The organism is Luteolibacter rhizosphaerae, from assembly GCF_025950095.1.
GTDB classification, from domain to species: Bacteria; Verrucomicrobiota; Verrucomicrobiia; order Verrucomicrobiales; family Akkermansiaceae; genus Haloferula; species Haloferula rhizosphaerae.
Window position 1 is genome coordinate 158,426 of sequence record NZ_JAPDDR010000005.1, and the last position, 17,502, is coordinate 175,927.

A 17,502-nucleotide genomic window follows, 5' to 3' on the forward strand; every position below is an offset into this window, starting at 1 on the left:
TGCCGCCAAGATTCAATGCGGGGCCCGGATACGAAAAACGCGCCGCGGCAGATGCCGGGGCGCGTCTCGAAAAAAACTCTGGCGGCCGCAATTACTTGTCGGCGCTCTTCACGAGCATGGCCTTCTTGCCAACGCGCTCGCGCAAGTAGTGCAGCTTGGCGCGGCGGACCTTGCCCTTGCCCACGACCTCGATCTTCGAGATGCGGGGGGAGTGCAGCGGGAACACACGCTCCACACCTTCGCCGTAGGAAATCTTACGGACGGTGAAGGAAGCGTTCACGCTGGTGCCGCGGCGGGCGATCACGATGCCGGCGAAGATCTGGACGCGCTCCTTGCCGCCTTCAACGACCCGGGTGTGAACCTTCACGGAATCACCAACGCGGAAGTCAACGACGTCCGATTTAAGCTGCTCTTGTTCGATCTTCTTGATGATGTCCATGGCGTCCTCCTTACTTTGGGAAAGTGAATTAATCGCGCCCGGTGGCGCGAGGGGCGGGAGAACTAGGGGAACGATCCTCCGATTGCAACCGCGAAATTCGCCAAATTTGGGGGAATTTCAAGGAAAGTTCAGCCGTTTCCTTTGATGTGGCCTTCGCGAAAGCTCAGGAGGGCGCTTCCATCCTCTGCACGGCCGGTCACTTGGCGGTAAAAACAGTCGTTCCGGCCGGTGTGGCAGCAGCCGCCGCCCATCTGCTCCACGTAGACGACAAGCGCATCCTGATCGCAGTCGGTGCGGATCTCCACGACCTTCTGGACTTGTCCGGAGGTCTTGCCCTTGTGCCAGATTTCCTTGCGGCTACGGGACCAGTAGACGGCCTCGCCGAGCTCCAGAGTGAGGGCTAGGGATTCGGCGTTCATGTAGGCCAGCATGAGCGGCTCCTTGGTGGCCGCGTCGATGGCCATGGCGGGCACGAGGCCGTCGGCATCGAATTTCGGGGTGAAGACGAGGCCATCTTCGAGCTGCTTCTTGTCGCCGGGCGGTGGGAATGTGGCCATGCGCGGGGCTGTAGTGCCGCAAGCCGCCGGGGGCAAGTGCGGGCTTTGTCCCGGGTGGGGAGGGGATGCTAGCGTGTTGCCACGGTTTGCGGTGGCATCCGGCGTCATTTCCGGCCATAGCCGCGCCCGCTTTTTCCGCCATGGAATCCCTGACCATCATCAAGGCCGGCACCGGCGTTCTCACCCGCACCAGCGATGGCACCCTCGACGGCGCCTCGCTGGTCCGTCTCGTCACCGCCATCGCCGGGCTTGTGGAAAGCGGCCATCGCTGCCTCTTGGTCAGCTCCGGTGCGGTGGGCGCCGGGGTCTCCGCTTTCAATCTGGAGGGCTACCCGAACGACCTGACGACCCGCCAGGCCTGCGCCGCGGTCGGGCAGGCGCGGCTGATGCACACCTACGAGAATCTCTTCCGGAACTTCGATCTGGCGGTGGCGCAGGTGCTTCTGACCGCCTCAGACCTTCAGACCCCGGAGCGCCGCCAGAACGTCTCGAACACGCTCCAGCGGCTGCTGGCTTCGCCGCGGATCGTGCCGATCATCAACGAGAATGACTCGGTGGCCGTGGAGGAGCTCCGCTTCGGTGATAATGACATGCTCTCTTCTCAAGTGGCGAAGCTGCTGGGCGCGAAGACTCTGGTGCTGCTGACTTCGGTGGACGGGCTGCTGTCTCCGGAAACCAACGAACTGGTGGAGGAAGTGCCGGATGTGGATGCGGTGCTCGGCTTCGCCAAGGACGAGCGCGGGCGCTTCTCGATCGGCGGCATGGCCTCGAAGCTTCAGGCCGTGAAGAACTCGGTGGATTCCGGAATCACGGTGCATATCGCTCACGGGCGGAAGCCGGAGCGCTTGGGGGCAATTCTCGCGGGCGAGCGTGGCGTCTCGACCCGCTTCGTGGCGAAGTGACCGGGTGATCGGCCTTTGCCATCTTCGGAAATCGTGCCATGGGTGGTGTCCCGTTTGCTTTCGACTGATTGACCATGACCGAAGCCGAAGTCTTCTCTGCCGTTGAAGAACTCGCCCGCAATGCGCGGGCGGCCTCCTACAAGCTGTCCCAACTCGGCACGGATCAGAAGAACGCGATCCTGCGTGCCATGGCTGCGGAACTCCGTGCCCGCACGGCGGAGATCGTCGCGGCCAACGCGCTCGACATCGCGGCAGGTGAAGAGAAGGATCTGTCGAAGCCGATGCTCGATCGTCTGCGCCTCGATGCGGGCAAGGTGGAAGCCATCGCCAAGGGAATCGATCAAGTGGTGGATCTTCCGGATCCGGTGGGTCAGGTGATGGAGAAGTGGACGCGCCCGAACGGGATGCACATCCATCAGACCCGCGTGCCGATCGGGACCATCGGAATCATTTATGAAAGCCGTCCGAACGTGACGAGCGATGCGGCGGTGCTCTGCTTCAAGACGGGCAACGCGACGATCCTCCGCGGCGGCTCGGAAGCTTTTCATAGCAACACGGCCATCGCCGCGGCGCTCCAGGCCGGCGGTGAAACCGAGGGGCTTCCCGCACATTCCATCCAGCTCATTCCCTTCACGGACCGCTCCAGCGTGAGCGCGCTGTGCAAGATGGACAAGTGGCTCGACCTGATCATCCCGCGCGGTGGCAAGGGCTTGATCGAGACCGTGGTGTCCCAAGCGCGGATGCCGGTCATCAAGCACTACGACGGCATCTGCCATCTCTTCGTGGATGCGGCGGCGGACCTCGACATGTCGATCAAGCTGGCGGTCAATTCCAAGACGCAGAAGACCGGCGTGTGCAATGCGCTGGAGACCTTGCTGGTTCACTCCGCCGTGGCAGCCACGCATCTGCCTGCGATTGCCGAGGTGTTGGTCGAGAAGGGCGTGGAGATCCGCGGCTGCGAACGCACCCGGCAGATCATCGATGCGATCCCGGCGACCGAGGAGGATTGGGAAACCGAGTATCTCGACCTGATCCTTTCGGTGAAGATCGTCGATTCGCTGCAAGAGGCGATCGATCACATCAACACCCACGGCTCGCACCATACCGACAGCATCGTGACGGGCGATCAGGCGGCTGCTGATGCCTTCCTTTCCGGCTGCGACTCGGCCTGTGTCTTCCACAACGTGTCCACCCGCCTGGCGGATGGCGAAGAGTTCGGATTCGGCGCAGAGATCGGGATCTCCACCGACAAGCTGCACGCGCGCGGGCCGATGGGGCTGCGCGAGCTGACCAGCTACCAATATCGCGTGCGCGGGAACGGGCAGGCGAAGTGGTGAGAGGCGGATGCCTCCCGGATGTCTGGAAATGTCTGTTGAAAACAAAAAAGCGCCGCCCGGTTTCCCAGGCGGCGCTTGAGTTCTGATTTAGAGGGTCAGGGGATGTTCACGCGGAGGCGGGCGAACAACTTCGTATCCGGGGCCGCCAGCGAGCGGGGGATGCGCACGGTCACCCGGTCGGTGGTGCCGTTGTAGAAGTTGTCATCCACGGTGACGATCACGCCGTTCACCCCGTTCTGCGCCTGAGTCCATCCGCCCAAGGTGCTGCCGTATTGCACGAAGGGGTTGTAGGATGAGGACTCGTCCGTGCGGCGGAAGACGAAGTTCAGGTAGGTGGCGTCCAGCGTGGTGGTCGGGAGCAGGCCGTTCGAGGCCGAGCCCGGGCCGGAGGGATCACCGCCGATCACGAATTCGATGCCGTTCGGGATGCCGTCGCCATCGGAGTCAGCGTTGGACCCCGCACCGACAATGCCGTTGAGGGTTTCGAAGCTACCGTAAGGATCGGCACCGCCCTGAACCAAGGCGATCTGGCCGAGACCGTTGTAGTTGTAGTTCAGCGTGTAGCCGGAGGGCAGGCCGGTCACACCAGCGAAGGTGCCGTTCAGGACACCGTAGGAGGCGATAACATAGGCCGCCTGGGTCGGCGCGGCGAGGGCGGTGATGTCGAGGGTGGCCGCGCTGATGTCCAGCGAGCCTCCGACGGTCAGACGGTCCGCGCTGGCGGCATCCACTTCGATCGCGAGCGAGCCACCGATGATGGCCGGGGCCACGGTGGTGAGCGTGCCGATCGAGGTGCCCGGTGCGAGGACGGATCCGGCCACGGTGGTCAGATTGCCACCGATCGTGCCGGTGCCGCCGAGAGTGGCTCCGGCAGCCACCGAGACGGCGCCGCTGGCGCTGCCTTGGTTGCCGTTCACGAGGAGCTTGCCCTCGCTCACCACGGTGGTGTCCGTGTAGCTGTTGTTTCCGCTCAGGGTCCAGGTCAGCGGACCGACCTTATCGAGACCGACCGGGTTGGCGCCGGCATTGGAGACGACGCCAGCCACCGAACCCGTGCCGGCGGTGCCGCCGAGGATCAGGCGACGGCCGGCAGCATTGGCGGTGATATCGCCGTTCAGTGCGAGGCTGCCGCCGAAGACCGAGACCGCGGTGCCGCCGGCACCGGTAGTCATGGTGATCGGGCCGGAGATCACGTTGTTACCGGCGATGTTGCCGATGGCCGGTTCCGCCGGGGTGCCGTTGCTGGTGTTCAGGGCCATGTCGGCCGGCAGCGTGATGTTGCCGCCGGTGCCGTCGAGGTAGAGCTGCGGACGACCGTTGAGACCGTTCACGTTGATTGCCTTCGGGCCGGTGCCGAGGGCGCTGGCGCTGAAGATCTTCAAGCCGCCGGAGCCGACCGAGACATTGCCGGTGAAGCTGTTAGCCCCGGCCAAGGTGACCAAGGAGTTCAGCGCGCCACCATTGGCTTGGCCGATACCGACCGTGCCGGTGCCGCTGATAGCGTTGCTCACCACGTAGCTGGTGTCGCTGCGGTTGATGACCAGGTTGCCGTTGTTGACCACCGCTCCGCTACCCAAGGTGCCGGTGGTGATCTGGGTGCCGATGGCGAGGGTTCCCGCGTTGATCGTGGTCGTGCCGGAGTAGGTGTTCTGGCCTGCCAAGGTCAGGGTGCCGGTGCCACCGGACTTCACCAGTTCACCGGTGCCGGTAGCGAGACCGTTGAAGGTCAGGTTACGGGCGGCTTCGATGTCGAAGGTGGCGATACCCGTGAGGGCCGCAGAGCCCTGAGTGCTCAGGTTGCTGCCCTGAAGGCGGACGGTGCCGCCGTTCACGGCGAAATCCCGGTCGAAGTAGCCGGCCGTGTAGTTCTCGAAGCGCAGCAGGCCTCCGGTATTCACCGTCACCAGACCGCCCGGATTCGCGGTCAGGCGGGTGAGTGCGAGCGTGCCCTCGTTCACGATGATGTTACCCGTGTCGGACAAGGTGCTGTCGATCAGGGCGACGAGGTTCGGGCCGGTCTTGGTCAGGTTGAAACCCGCCAGATCGACGTAGCCGAGTCCTGCCGTGATCGGGCGGACATCCCAGCGCACCGCGCCACCGATGGTGGCATTGCCCGACAAGGTCAGGGACCCGAAACCGAAGAGGGTGTCGACGAAGCCGTTGTTCACGACGGCACCGGCACCATCCAGGCCGCTACCCGCGATCGTCAGGTTGTAGTCACGGTTCGAGGTAAGGGCGCTGTTGGTATCAAGCGTCGCGCCGTTGGCCACCGTGATGTTCTGGCCGATCGCACCGAGCGACTGCGGACCGAGAACGCGGAGAGTCCCTTGGTTGACGGTGACACCGCCGGAGAAGGAGTTCGCACCCCCGAGGTGGAGAATCGAGCTACCCGTCTTGGTCAGCGGGAAGGGACCGCTGAGCGTGCCGGAGCCTTCAATGAAGTACTCGACGCTGCTGGTATCAACCGTCACCGATGCCGGTCGAAGCTCGCCGACCATCGAGATGAAGGTGTTGTTGAATCCGCTGTCATCGAAGCGGACCGGATCGGCCCAGAAGAAGGTCAGCGGCGTGTTGCTCGCATTCTTCCAGTTCTGGGTTCCTTTCGTATCCCAGGTATTGTCGTTCGAGCCGGTCCAGGTGAGAGGAACACCGTTGCCGACGCTAAGAGAAGCGGAGGTCGCTCCCGGAGTGAACGAACTGCCGCGGTAGTTCGAGATCAGGTTGGCGGCGCCGGTGATCGAGCCGTAGTCCAGGACCACTTGGCTGCCGCTGGGGCTGGCCTCCGGCAGGACGATATTGACCGGTCCGTCGATCGACAGGGTCCCGTCGATATCCAGCGCACGGTTCGTGTCCTCGTCCACGCGAAGCGAAAGGTTCGCAAGCGAGAGGGTGGCCGGAGCGGCGACGGTGAGATTGCTGTCGCTCGGGAAGGCACCGTCGAAGCCGAGCGTGCCTTGGCTTACCGTGGTGTCACCGGTGTAGGTCTGGGTAGGCCCTGTGAGAGTCCACTTGCCGCTGCCGGTCTTGTTAACCGAGAGCAGGCCGGTAGCACCCGCATTTGCCAGGGGAGCGGCGAGCGAGTTGTTCCCGGCATTCGAGCCGGTGAGGGTGAGTGCGCGGCTGATCGTGCCGGCTCCGCCAAGCGTGATCGCCACACCGGTGGTGGAAGCGGCGGAGGTCGCTTGGCTCAGCGTGACCGTGCGGGTATCAGGATTCACCGCGCTCACCGTGGTGTTCGCGAGAATGCCGGTGCCGGCGATCGTCTGGCCGACAGCGATACCGGCGGTTTCGTTCAGCACCAGTTCGGTGGCACCGAGCGCGAAGGGGGCGGCGATGGTCGCCGTGATTCCCGCGTTGTTGTTGAAGGTCGGCGAGGTGAGCTGAAGCGCTCCGCTGCCGGAGGCATCCAGCGTGCCACCGTTCGGCCACAGGCTGAGCGTGCGGTCGGAGCTGTCCCCCGCGCCATTGTAGCGGAGCGTGGCACCGAGATTGACCGTGGTGCCGGCACCGAGGGAGCTCGGCAGGGCGACGCCCGTCAGCGAGCTGATGTCCGTCGTGCCCGCGAGGAGGTTTGGCGTCTGGTCGAAGTCGTTGTCGGCACGGGTGATGGTGAGGTTGCCCGAGCCGGACTTCGTCAGGATCAGGTTGTTGTTCCCGTTGTCCGCCAGCTTGTTGTTGATGACGAAGTTCCCGGGTCCGTAGAGGGACATCGTGCGGGTGCTGTTCGCCACCTCGTTGCGGATGACCGAGGTGGTCGCGTTGTTCGCGCCGACCGTGAGCGTGCCGGTCACCGACTCCATGGCGTAGGAACCGCCCTGGTTGAAGATGAAGACGTTTCCATCCCAGCCGTTGTTGCCGGAGAGGTTGCGCAAGGACTGTTGCAAGCCGCTGCCGGTGGAGCCGGTCATGGCGAAGTTCTTACCCCACATGCGGAGCGTCTTGCTCGAATCGATGGTGATGTTGTTCTCGAGCTCGACCACCGAGATGCCGCGGTTGTTACCCTGGGCATTGATGTTCTTGGTTGCGCCCACGCCACCGAAGGCTTCGGCATGGGAGGCACGGATGATGCCGCCATTCACCGAGTCGCCGGTGGTGCCGAAGGTCAGGTCGCCGAGCCAGGTGCTCGCGCTCGGCAGCAGCAGCGTGGCCGCGCCGGTCTTGCTGTAGGTGAAGGCTCCGCCGCGGAGACCGCCGGTGAGTTCCACCACGTTATTCTCAAGCTGCAGGGTGCGGGCGGCACCGTTCAGGTTGAGCGGGTTTGCAAGGGTGAGCTTGGCATTCGCCTGGGCACCGTTGAGCACGAAGATGTTCGTGTTGATCGTCCCGGGGGTGCCGGTGGTGTTGGTGGTGAAGTTGTTGAAAAACACTTCCGCACCGGCTCCGCCGAAGTTCACGGAGAGAGCACCATCGCGCGCGCTCAGGCCGAGCGGGCGGGTGGCGACGGTGGTCTCGGCGCTGCCCAGACGGACCTCGCCGGCGTTGATGCCGAGGGCGCGGTTGAAGGTGCCGCTGGTGTGCACGGTGCCACCGGCGCTGGCTGCGATAACCAAGGATGTTGTGGCAGGCAGCGTGCCGGGCTTGAACCACAGGATGCCTTCCGAGTGGTTGGTGACGCCGCCCCAGGTGTTCCCGGTGTTTGTCACGTGGATGCCATCGTTGACCGAGGTGCGGAAGACCACACCGTTCGAGCCGCCGGTGATCGCTCCGTTCAGCACGAGCAACTTCGAGTTGTTGTTGCCGATGCGGACGCCGGCACCATTGATGTTGATCGGGGCGTTGATGATGTTTGTCACCGTATTGCCGCCTTCGCTCCGGATCGCTCCCGGAGGACCGGCATTACCGCCCTGCGAGGTCACGTTGATGGTTACATCGGAAGGGATCTCGATGTTGTTGCTCAGGCTCAGGTAGGGCCCAGTGGTCGGGGTCCCGTTGATGTTGATCGTCTTCATACCACCCAGTGCCTGGGTGCCGGAGAGGCCGAGACCGGAGGCATTCGTGCCCGTGACGTTCTGAAGATTCAGGGTGCCGCTGAGGCCGCTGTTGTTCCCGGAAAGGGTGATGAAGCCCTGACCCGTCTTCGAAAGACCGTTCGTGCCGACCAGCGGGGTCGAAAGGGTGGGGGTGCGGTTGACGACGTTAAGCGCCGGTTGGCTAGCGCCGTTATCGAGAGTGAGCGGACCCGTGCCCCCGATCTGCCAGCTATTGCTGAGAGTCGTGATGTCCCCGACGGTCAGGCCCCCGATCGTGTAGGGGGCGTCCACCGTGACCGCGTGGTCGCCAGTGATGTCCAAGGTGCTGAAGTCAGCAGTGGCGCCGACCCCGGAGGCGATGACGCCGCCGGACCAGTTTGCGGGATTGCTCCAGTTCCCCGGAGCATTGGCGGTCCAAGTGCCGTTGGCAGCGTGGAGATGGCAGATCGGCGCGAACATGCCGAGGGCGATGAGACGCCCCCGAGTTCCGCCACAGCGGAGGTCTTGGGATTTCATACGGGGTAATTAGGGCTTCTCGGACGCAGGACGCCGGGCTGTGCGTCGAACACCGTTGAGATGCCAAATTGACCCAAGCCCCCCAGATAGGCAAGGGTGATTTGTCAGACAGATTTGCCGTGAAGCTCTTAGCTACGCGAAATTACGGATGCTTGTAATACAAAAGCCTGACGCTGCTGAGAGGATTACCCCGGGCTTGAGGCAGTCCGGACGACACGCAAAAGCACCCCAAATGGGGAGCGGGAGTCCTTGAGAACAGGCCGCTTAGGCGATCGCGAAGCCGAGGACCAAAAGAGCGGAAATCAGGATCACGATCACCAAGGATGCCAAGGGGATCAGGAAGCGGGATCGTGGCTTTTGCCCGGCTCCGATCCAAGAGTCCCAAGAGGGTTCCGACTTGGAAGTGTGGCGATGATAATGGCGGACGGGGGCACGAAACCGCGCAGGCTGAGAGGGAGGCTTCATTAAGGGAGGTTACCGCTTGTGAATGAAAACCTTGGATTCGTCTATGGCGGATTTTGCGTATGTTGTGGGGTGCCACCTTCTCTCGGGGGCTCCCCGGAATTAATCCTCGCGCTTGTATGGCACAGAGCAGCCTTCCGTTGGAAAAGTGGACAAGCACGTATTGCGGGGATTTCCCTTGCACTCCGACCCGGGTCCGTGGATTGTCCCGCCCGAAACCATATAAAACTGAGCAAAGAACTAAGGTAATGCTTCCCGAGCACGCTCCATTTTCTCCCGATCAACGCCGCGCGGTGGACATCGCCTTGGCCGGTCTCGATGCGGCCCAGCGCTTCTGGCTGGCTGGCTTTCTATCCGCTGCTCCGACTGCGGCAACTGCTGCCGCCGTGCCCGCGACTTCCGCCAAGCTGACGGTGCTGTATGGAACTGAATCCGGGAATTCCGAGAAGCTGGCCGACCTTTCGGCGAAGGAAGCCAAGAAGCGTGGTTTCCAGACCACGGTGAAGAACATGGCCGACATCGCGCCTGCCGATCTGGCGAAGGTGGAAAACCTGCTGGTGATCGTGAGCACTTGGGGTGACGGCGAGCCGCCGGAAAGCGCCACTTCCTTCTACAAGGAGTTCATGAACGGCTCGTCGGTGGAGCTGCCGCGCCTGCGCTATACGGTGTGCGCGCTGGGCGATACTTCCTACGAGAAGTTCTGCCAGACAGGTAAGGATTTCGACGCGCGCTTGGAGAAGCTCGGCGGCAAGCGGGTCACGCCGCGCCAGGATTGCGATGTGGAGTATGAGGAACCCTACGCCGCCTGGCTGGATGGCGCGCTCAAGGCCTTCGCCCCGGCGGCGGCTCCTGCTGCCGCGGTGAGCGTGGTGGCTGCCGCTGCCGCTCCGGTGACGGAGGAGTATGGGAAGAAGAACCCATTCCCCTCCGAACTGCTGGAGAAGGTGATCCTGAACGGCCGTGGCACGACCAAGGAAACCTGGCACTACGAGCTTTCGCTGGATGGCTCCGGTCTGAACTACGAGGCGGGTGACGCGCTGGCGGTGATCCCGGTGAACTCGCCGGATATCGTCGAAGGGATTCTCAAGGCTTCGAAGCTCTCCGGTAGCGAGTCCGTGGAGGTAAAAGGTGTCGGACAAAAGGTGCTGGCGGATGCGCTGCGCGAAGACTTCGACATCACCGCGCTGTCGCGCGCGGTGCTGACCAAGCTGCAAGGCTATGCTTCCTCCGACAAGCTGGGTGCGCTGCTGGCAGAAGACGCGAAGGATCACCTGAAGGACTACCAATGGGGACGCTGGATCGCCGATGCGATCGCCGACTTCGCTCCGGGCGGGCTCTCCGCCGCGGATCTCGTGACGATCTTCCGCAAGCTGCCGCCGCGTCTCTACTCGATCGCTTCGAGCCCGCTGGCTCATCCGGGCGAGGTGCACCTGACGGTGGCATCGGTGCGCTACCAGGCGCACGGGCAGCCGCGCAAGGGAGTGGCCTCCACCTATCTGGCCGACCTGGTGGAGAAGGGTGGCCATGTGCCGGTCTACACGCACCAGAACAAGAATTTCCGCCTGCCAGCCTCGGCCGATGTGCCGGTGATCATGGTGGGGCCGGGCACCGGGGTCGCACCTTTCCGCGCCTTTGTGGAGCAGCGTGCGGCGCTGGGGCAGGGTGGCAAGAACTGGCTCTTCTTCGGCGACCAGCGCTACACCTACGACTTCCTCTATCAGGTCGAGTGGCAGGAGCATCTGAAGGATGGAAACCTGAGCAAGCTCGACGTGGCCTTCTCCCGCGACCAACCGGAGAAGGTGTATGTGCAGCACCGCATGCTGGAACGTGCCAAGGAGCTGTATGGCTGGCTGCAAGAGGGTGCCCACTTCTACGTCTGCGGCGATGCTTCCCGCATGGCGAGCGACGTGCACGAGGCGCTGATCTCCGTGGTCGAGAAAGAAGGCAAGCTGCCACGTGAGGCCGCCGAGGCCTACGTGGAAGACCTGAAGAAATCGAAGAGATACCAACGCGACGTTTACTGAAGTGCCAAGTGATCAGTGATCAGTGAGCAGTGGAAAGATCCCATTGGTCACAGACGCTGATCACCTACTACCGATCACCGATCACTTTCCATGAGCGAAAAGAAACTCTCTGCAAACGAAGGCATCAAGACCCGGTCGAACTACCTGCGTGGTACGATTCAGGAGGGCTTGGCCGACCTATCCACCGGCTCGCTGTCGGAGGATGACCAGCAGTTGCTGAAATTCCACGGCACCTACCAGCAGGATGACCGCGACCTGCGCCCGGACCGGCGCAAGCACCGCCTGGAGAAGGCCTACTCCTTCATGATCCGGATCCGTGTGCCGGGTGGCGTGGCGACGTCGCAGCAATGGATCGAGACGGATCGTCTGGCGACCGAGTTTGCCAACGGCACGATCAAGCTGACGACCCGCCAGGCCTTCCAGTTTCACGGGATCATCAAGACGAACCTGAAGCGGACGATCAAGGAGATCAACCAAGCGGCGATGGATACCATCGCGGCGTGCGGTGACGTGAACCGCAACGTGATGTGCAATCCCAACCCCTATCTCTCCTCGGTGCATGCCGAGGTGCTGAAGGCGGCGCAGGATATCTCCACGCACCTGACACCGGCGACGCGGGCCTATCACGAGATCTGGCTGGACGGTGAGAAAATCGAGACCAGCGAGAAGGAGGAGCAGGAGCCGATCTATGGCAAGACCTACCTGCCGCGGAAGTTCAAGATCACCATCGCGGTGCCGCCGAGCAACGACGTGGACATCTTCGCGAACTGCTTGTCCTTCATCGCGATCGTGGAGAACGGCAAGCTGGTCGGCTACAATGTGGCCGTGGGCGGCGGCATGGGCTCGACGCACGGCAATGAAGCGACCTACCCGCGTCTGGCCGATGTGATCGGCTTCTGCACTGCGGAGCAAGTGGTGGACGTGGCGGAGAAGGTAGTGCTGGTGCAGCGCGACTTCGGCGACCGCACGGACCGCAAGCACTCGCGCTTCAAGTACACCGTGGACGATCGCGGTCCGGAGTGGATCCTGGCGAAGCTGAACGAGTATCTGGGCTACGAGCTTGGACCGGTGCGTCCGTATGAATTCAAGGATAACGGCGACCGCTTCGGCTGGGTGGAGGATGAGTTCGGCAACTTCCACTACACGCTCTTCGTGGAAGGCGGGCGCGTGCTGGACACGCCAGCCTATCCGATGCGGAAGGGCCTGCTGGAGATCGCGAAGATCCATGACGGCGACTTCCGACTGACGGCGAACCAGAACCTGATCATCGCGAACATCTCGGCCAAGAAGCGCTCGGAGATCGAAGCGCTGCTGGAGAAATACGGCATGCATCATAGTCACGAACGCAGCGCGCTGCGCCTGGCCTCGATCGCCTGCGTGGCCCTGCCAACCTGCGGTCTGGCGCTGGCGGAAGCCGAGCGCTACCTGCCGGAAGTGGTGACGGAACTGGAGGATGAACTGGAGAAGGCCGGCCTGCGCCACGACTCCATCACCATCCGCATGACCGGCTGCCCGAACGGTTGCGGCCGTCCCTTCATCTCCGAGATCGGCTTCGTCGGTCGCGGACCGGACCGGTATAACCTCTACCTCGGTGGCGGGCACGCAGGACAGCGTCTCAGCAAGCTTTACCGCCAAGATATCCACTCGAGCGAGATCCGCGCATTGCTCGCGCCGATCTTCGAACGCTACGCGAAGGAGCGAGTTGACGGCGAGCACTTCGGTGATTTCGTCATTCGTGCCGGCTACGTGGCGGCCACCCAACAGGGCTCCGACTTCCACAAGAACATCAAGGAAGAGGCGCTCAAGAGCTGAACCGGCGATGAACAGGGAATGTGAAACGGGATACCAGCGGTGTCGACCTTAGGCCGACACCCGCAGCTCCGTGTTCCCGTTTCTAACTTTCATTCATTCCTTCGCGTTTATCGCGGTTTCACACCATGTCCACAATCTCTTCCATCGCCGCTCCCAGCACCGAAGCCGAGGCACTCTCGGCCGAACTCGCCCGTCTGAAGGCGGGGGACCGGCTCAAGCTTCTCCACGAACGCTACGGCAAGCGGCTGGTCGCTTCAACCAGTTTCGGCCTGCAGGCGGCGGTGATGCTCGACCTCATCTCGAAGAACGCGCCGGAGATCCCGGTGATCTTCATCGATACGGGGTATCACTTCCCGGAGACCTACCGCTACGGCGCGGAACTCGTGTCCCGCCTGGGCACGGACCTGCGGGTGTATCATCCCACCCACTCGGCCGCCCGGATGGAGGCCTTGTGGGGCAAGCTCTGGGAGCAGGGCAAGGAGGGCATGGACAAGTATGGAGTGCTGACCAAGGTCGAGCCGATGGATCGTGCGCTGCGCGAGCTGGGAACCGATGTGTGGATCAGCGGCCTGCGCCGCAGCCAATCCAGCACCCGGGTCGAGCGGCCCTACGCGGAGCAGCAGAAGAAGACCCTGAAGGTCTACCCGATCCTCGACTGGGCCGACGCCCAAGTCTCCGTCTACATGCACGAACGCGGCTTGCCGCGCCACCCGCTGGAGGAGCAGGGCTACGTGACGATGGGCGACTGGCACAGCACGCGGCCTGCGATGAATGGGCTCTCCGCCGAGGATACCCGCTTCAACGGCGAGAAGTATGAGTGCGGCTTGCATCTTGACTCCGGGAATACGGATTTCCAAATCTAACCATCATCGGAGTGTTCGGACAGCTTGCTTCGGTAGATCCAAGTCATTCCATGAGCCGGTTGATACAACTCACAGTCGCCGCTAATTGTCTGCTGGCTCTCGCGGCCTGCGCGCCAGCTTATCGCAACAGTCCCGAGAATGCCGCGAAGGTTGCTCCGCGTCCTTCCGTGACGCTTGAGAAGCAAATTGCGGTCGACGATGAATGGGCCTTGGATCCGGGCGTCTATTCACCGCTTCGCCGCATGGGTAAAGCGACGGTGTACGCCAACAAAGAGACGGACATCCGGAATCTCCGATCCGGCCGAACCTCGTCGGGCGGTTTTTTCTGGGTTGATGGGGCACCTTCTCCTGGAGGCTATTGCCGCTTCAACTACGCCCCTATGGGAGTTTCCGGCTGGTTCCCGTATGCTTCCGATGCGCTGAAACATATCAAGCGCTGATTCGCTGGAAGGCCGTATCCACCTCATTCGCCCGAACTGAATTTCCTGTAACCCCAGACTCACAAAACCATGCCAATCGCACAATCCATCGCCGACACGATCGGCAATACGCCGCTGATCCGCCTGAACAAGATCTCTGCCGATACCGGTGCGGAGGTGTTGCTGAAGGCCGAATTCTTCAACCCGCTTTTCAGCGTGAAGGACCGGATCGGCAAGGCGATGATCGAAGCTGCGGAACGTGACGGCCAGCTCAAGCCGGGCGGTCTGATCATCGAGCCGACTTCCGGCAACACGGGCATCGCGCTGGCCTTCGTGGCGCGCGCGAAGGGCTACCGCTGCATCCTGACCATGCCGGAGAGCATGTCGATCGAGCGTCGCGTGCTGCTGCGCCTGCTGGGTGCGGAGATCGTGCTGACGCCGCGTGCTCGTGGTATGGGCGGGGCGATCGCGAAGGCGAAGCAACTCATCGAAGAGAACCCGGGCTCCTTCGGTCCCGGCCAGTTCGACAATCCGGCGAATCCGGAGATCCACCGCAAGACGACGGCGGAAGAGATCTGGCGCGATACCGAAGGCAACATCGATGCTTTCGTCGCGGGCGTAGGCACCGGCGGCACGATCACGGGAGTCTCCGAGGTCATCAAGGGCCGCAACCCGGCGATGAAGACCTTCGCGGTGGAGCCCGTGGCCAGCCCGGTGATTTCCGGCGGCCAGCCCGGTCCGCACATGATCCAAGGGATCGGTGCCGGTTTCATCCCGAAGAACCTGAACGTGGACATCATCGACGAGGTGGTACTGGTCACGAATGAGGACGCCTTCGCCACGGCGCAGTTCCTCAATCAAGAGGAAGGTCTGCCGGCTGGTATCTCGACCGGAGCCAACGTGTGGGCTGCAATTCAGGTGGCGAAGCGCCCTGAGTTCCAAGGCAAGCGCATCGTTACGGTCGGTTGCTCGTCCACCGAGCGCTACCTTTCGACGCTTCTCGCCGAGAAGGTGCGCGAGGAAGTCGCGAGCCTGCCGGTGGCTGAGATCTGAGCGGCTTGGCATCGTATTTTTCAAGAGCGCCTCGTCCCTGCCGGGACGGGGCGTCTTTATTTCGGGGCCTGCGCTTGTCCCCTCTTTGGGTAAATTGGTCTCCCGGCTTGAGTTGCCGGGGCAGATTTTCGCTAAGTCGGACCGATGCTTTGTCGTTCACCGCTCCGGATTCTCCTGTGGATGCTCGTTCTCGCCTCTTGGGCGAGGGCCGCTCCGTTCTTCGCGATGGATACGGGGATCACGGGCGAGCCGGGGAAGGTGGCGGAAACCTTGCGGGAACTCGGCTACGATGGGATCGGTGGCAGCGGGACGGCGGTGAAGCCGTTGCGCAGCGCGGTGGAGGCCAAGGGCCTGAAGCTGTGGAATGTCTATCTGACGCTGAAGTTTGCGAAGGGGACCCCGGCCCTTACTCCGGAGTTGCGGGGGCTGATCTCGGATCTGAAACGGCACGACTCGACGCTTTGGATTGCGATCTCCGAGGTGGCTGACAAGAGTGATGAAACGGCGATCGCCGGTCTAACAGAATTTGCCGGGGTTGCTAGCGAGTCGGGAGTGAAGATCTCCTTGTATCCACACACCGGCTTCTGGCTAGAGCGCTTCTCCGATGCCTGCAGGATCGCGGACAAGGTGGATCGGGATGATGTGGGAGTGACCTTCAACCTCTGCCATTGGCTCAAGGTCGAGGGTGACAGGGATCCGATTCCGGAAGTCCAGCGGGCTTCGAAGCGTCTGCAGTTCGTCACGATCAACGGGGCGGATGGAGGTGATACCAAGGCCATGGGGTGGGATCGCTTGATCCGGCCTCTGGGCGAGGGGAGTTACGATGTTGGTAGCTTTTTGTCGCGATTGCATCGGGAAGCGAAGTGGGATGGTCCGATCGGATTGCAGGCGTATGGGGTGAAGGGGGACCAGCGGGAGAATCTGGCGAAGTCGATGGCAGCTTGGAAGGGGATGAAGGGTGGCTTGGACGGGATGGTGGTGTGTGGGTATCAGGGATGGTTCCGGGCGGAAGGGGATGGATCGGGCAATGGCTGGTTCCACTATTCGGCGGGAGGGCGCTTCGATAAGGACAGCACGCAGATCGAGATGTGGCCGGACATGAGCGAACTGGGTCCGGACGAGCGCTTTCCGACGCCACTGCGACATGCCGATGGCAGTGTGGCGGAGGTCTTCAGCTCGGTGAAGGAGGCGACGGTACTCCGGCATTTCCGCTGGATGCGCGAGTATGGAATCGATGCGGCATTCGTTCAGCGCTTCGCGGGTCTGTCGCGGAATCCCGCTCATCGAGCGTCGATGGATATGGTGCTCGGGCATTGCCGGACGGCGGCGAATGCGGAGGGCCGCAAGTGGGTGCTGATGTATGATCTCTCTGGCTTGAAGACCGAGCATTTCGGAACGGTGTCCGATGACTGGACGCGGCTGGAGACCGAGAAGAGGATATCCCGCGATGACCCCGCTTACCTCCGCTATCGGGGCAAGCCGTTGGTTGCCTTGTGGGGCATGGGCTTCAATGATCGCGCGCCATCGCTTGCGGAATGGGAGACGCTGATCCGCTTCTTCAAGGAGAAGGACTATGCGGTGATGTTGGGAGTGCCCTGCTACTGGCGCACCCTGGATCGCGACACGATCAACGATCCCAAGGTTCACGAATTGATCCGGATGGCGGACATCGTGAGCCCGTGGGCGGTGGGCCGTTTCGGCACGCCTCAAGATGCGGCGAACCGCGTGGAGAAGCTGCTCAAGCCGGACATCGCCTGGTGCCGTGAGCGGGGCTTGGATTACCTGCCCGTGGGCTTCCCCGGCTTTAGCTGGTACAATCTCCAGAAGAGCCGCAAGCAGGAGGCGAAGTTCGATCAGGTTCCAAGGCTCGGGGGGCAGTTCCTTTGGAGCCAAGCCATCGCTGCCAAGGACGCGGGGGCGAAGTCGCTCTACATCGCGATGTTCGACGAGGTGGATGAGGCCACCGCGATCTTCAAGACCTCGCAGAATCCGCCGGTGGGAGAGGTGAGATTCCTGTCCGAGCCCGGGCTGAAGTCCGACCACTATCTGTGGCTGACGAGAGAGATCGGCAAGATGCTGAGAGGTGAACGGGGAGCGGATACCAAGCTTCCCCTGCGCTGAGACGGAGCTCCGGGCACGCTTCGTGCT

Annotated in this window: 12 protein-coding genes; 8 read left to right on the forward strand and 4 right to left on the reverse strand. The window is 62.7% G+C overall.

All coding sequences use genetic code 11. The features are described from left to right. Positions 1–91: 91 nt before the first annotated feature. A complete protein-coding gene (rplS, locus tag OJ996_RS10930; RefSeq protein WP_264513599.1) occupies positions 92–439 on the reverse strand; it encodes a 50S ribosomal protein L19 in 348 nt (115 codons plus the stop codon). Between the two features lie 128 nt (positions 440–567). After that, complete coding sequence (hisI, locus tag OJ996_RS10935) at positions 568–996, reverse strand: phosphoribosyl-AMP cyclohydrolase (protein ID WP_264513600.1); 429 nt, start codon at positions 994–996, stop codon at positions 568–570. A 140-nt stretch (positions 997–1,136) separates the two neighbouring features. Between hisI and proB the strand changes: the two genes are divergently transcribed. Further along, positions 1,137–1,898, forward strand: coding sequence for a glutamate 5-kinase (proB, locus tag OJ996_RS10940; protein ID WP_264513601.1), 762 nt, complete (start codon positions 1,137–1,139; stop codon positions 1,896–1,898). Between the two features lie 74 nt (positions 1,899–1,972). Continuing rightward, positions 1,973–3,235 (forward strand): glutamate-5-semialdehyde dehydrogenase, encoded by a 1,263-nt coding sequence (locus OJ996_RS10945; RefSeq protein WP_264513602.1) that lies wholly within the window; start codon positions 1,973–1,975, stop codon positions 3,233–3,235. A gap of 95 nt (positions 3,236–3,330) precedes the next feature. Here OJ996_RS10945 and OJ996_RS10950 read toward each other — a convergent pair whose 3' ends face one another. Then, positions 3,331–8,721 carry a beta strand repeat-containing protein gene (locus tag OJ996_RS10950; RefSeq protein ID WP_264513603.1) on the reverse strand — a complete coding sequence of 1,797 codons (5,391 nt, stop codon included), beginning with the start codon at positions 8,719–8,721 and terminating at the stop codon, positions 3,331–3,333. A gap of 264 nt (positions 8,722–8,985) precedes the next feature. After that, entirely contained in the window at positions 8,986–9,186 is a 201-nt protein-coding gene (locus OJ996_RS10955) for a hypothetical protein (protein ID WP_264513604.1), read from the reverse strand. Positions 9,187–9,431: 245 nt separating this feature from the next. Between OJ996_RS10955 and OJ996_RS10960 the strand changes: the two genes are divergently transcribed. The 6 genes from OJ996_RS10960 (at position 9,432) to OJ996_RS10985 (ending at position 17,475) form a co-directional block, all read left to right on the forward strand. After that, positions 9,432–11,207: an assimilatory sulfite reductase (NADPH) flavoprotein subunit gene (locus OJ996_RS10960; protein ID WP_264513605.1), complete on the forward strand. Its 1,776-nt coding sequence runs from the start codon at positions 9,432–9,434 to the stop codon at positions 11,205–11,207. Positions 11,208–11,297: 90 nt separating this feature from the next. Next, positions 11,298–13,019: an NADPH-dependent assimilatory sulfite reductase hemoprotein subunit gene (locus tag OJ996_RS10965; protein ID WP_264513606.1), complete on the forward strand. Its 1,722-nt coding sequence runs from the start codon at positions 11,298–11,300 to the stop codon at positions 13,017–13,019. A gap of 125 nt (positions 13,020–13,144) precedes the next feature. Further along, positions 13,145–13,882: a phosphoadenylyl-sulfate reductase gene (locus OJ996_RS10970; protein ID WP_264513607.1), complete on the forward strand. Its 738-nt coding sequence runs from the start codon at positions 13,145–13,147 to the stop codon at positions 13,880–13,882. Between the two features lie 50 nt (positions 13,883–13,932). Continuing rightward, entirely contained in the window at positions 13,933–14,322 is a 390-nt protein-coding gene (locus tag OJ996_RS10975) for a hypothetical protein (protein ID WP_264513608.1), read from the forward strand. Between the two features lie 69 nt (positions 14,323–14,391). Continuing rightward, entirely contained in the window at positions 14,392–15,354 is a 963-nt protein-coding gene (gene cysK / locus OJ996_RS10980) for a cysteine synthase A (protein ID WP_264513609.1), read from the forward strand. A 144-nt stretch (positions 15,355–15,498) separates the two neighbouring features. Then, on the forward strand, positions 15,499–17,475 hold the full coding sequence (locus OJ996_RS10985; RefSeq protein ID WP_264513610.1) for a TIM barrel protein: 1,977 nt from the start codon (positions 15,499–15,501) through the stop codon (positions 17,473–17,475). Positions 17,476–17,502: the final 27 nt, after the last annotated feature.

Excerpts from the sequence above, each read along its gene's own strand:
- hisI (WP_264513600.1), bottom strand. The coding sequence starts at position 996 with ATGGCCACATTCCCACCGCCCGGCGACAAGAAGCAGCTCGAAGATGGC.
- OJ996_RS10975 (WP_264513608.1), top strand. The coding sequence starts at position 13,933 with ATGAGCCGGTTGATACAACTCACAGTCGCCGCTAATTGTCTGCTGGCT.
- cysK (WP_264513609.1), top strand. The coding sequence starts at position 14,392 with ATGCCAATCGCACAATCCATCGCCGACACGATCGGCAATACGCCGCTG.
- OJ996_RS10965 (WP_264513606.1), top strand. The coding sequence starts at position 11,298 with ATGAGCGAAAAGAAACTCTCTGCAAACGAAGGCATCAAGACCCGGTCG.
- proB (WP_264513601.1), top strand. The coding sequence starts at position 1,137 with ATGGAATCCCTGACCATCATCAAGGCCGGCACCGGCGTTCTCACCCGC.
- OJ996_RS10950 (WP_264513603.1), bottom strand. The coding sequence starts at position 8,721 with ATGAAATCCCAAGACCTCCGCTGTGGCGGAACTCGGGGGCGTCTCATC.
- OJ996_RS10955 (WP_264513604.1), bottom strand. The coding sequence starts at position 9,186 with ATGAAGCCTCCCTCTCAGCCTGCGCGGTTTCGTGCCCCCGTCCGCCAT.
- OJ996_RS10945 (WP_264513602.1), top strand. The coding sequence starts at position 1,973 with ATGACCGAAGCCGAAGTCTTCTCTGCCGTTGAAGAACTCGCCCGCAAT.
- OJ996_RS10960 (WP_264513605.1), top strand. The coding sequence starts at position 9,432 with ATGCTTCCCGAGCACGCTCCATTTTCTCCCGATCAACGCCGCGCGGTG.
- OJ996_RS10985 (WP_264513610.1), top strand. The coding sequence starts at position 15,499 with ATGCTTTGTCGTTCACCGCTCCGGATTCTCCTGTGGATGCTCGTTCTC.
- OJ996_RS10970 (WP_264513607.1), top strand. The coding sequence starts at position 13,145 with ATGTCCACAATCTCTTCCATCGCCGCTCCCAGCACCGAAGCCGAGGCA.
- rplS (WP_264513599.1), bottom strand. The coding sequence starts at position 439 with ATGGACATCATCAAGAAGATCGAACAAGAGCAGCTTAAATCGGACGTC.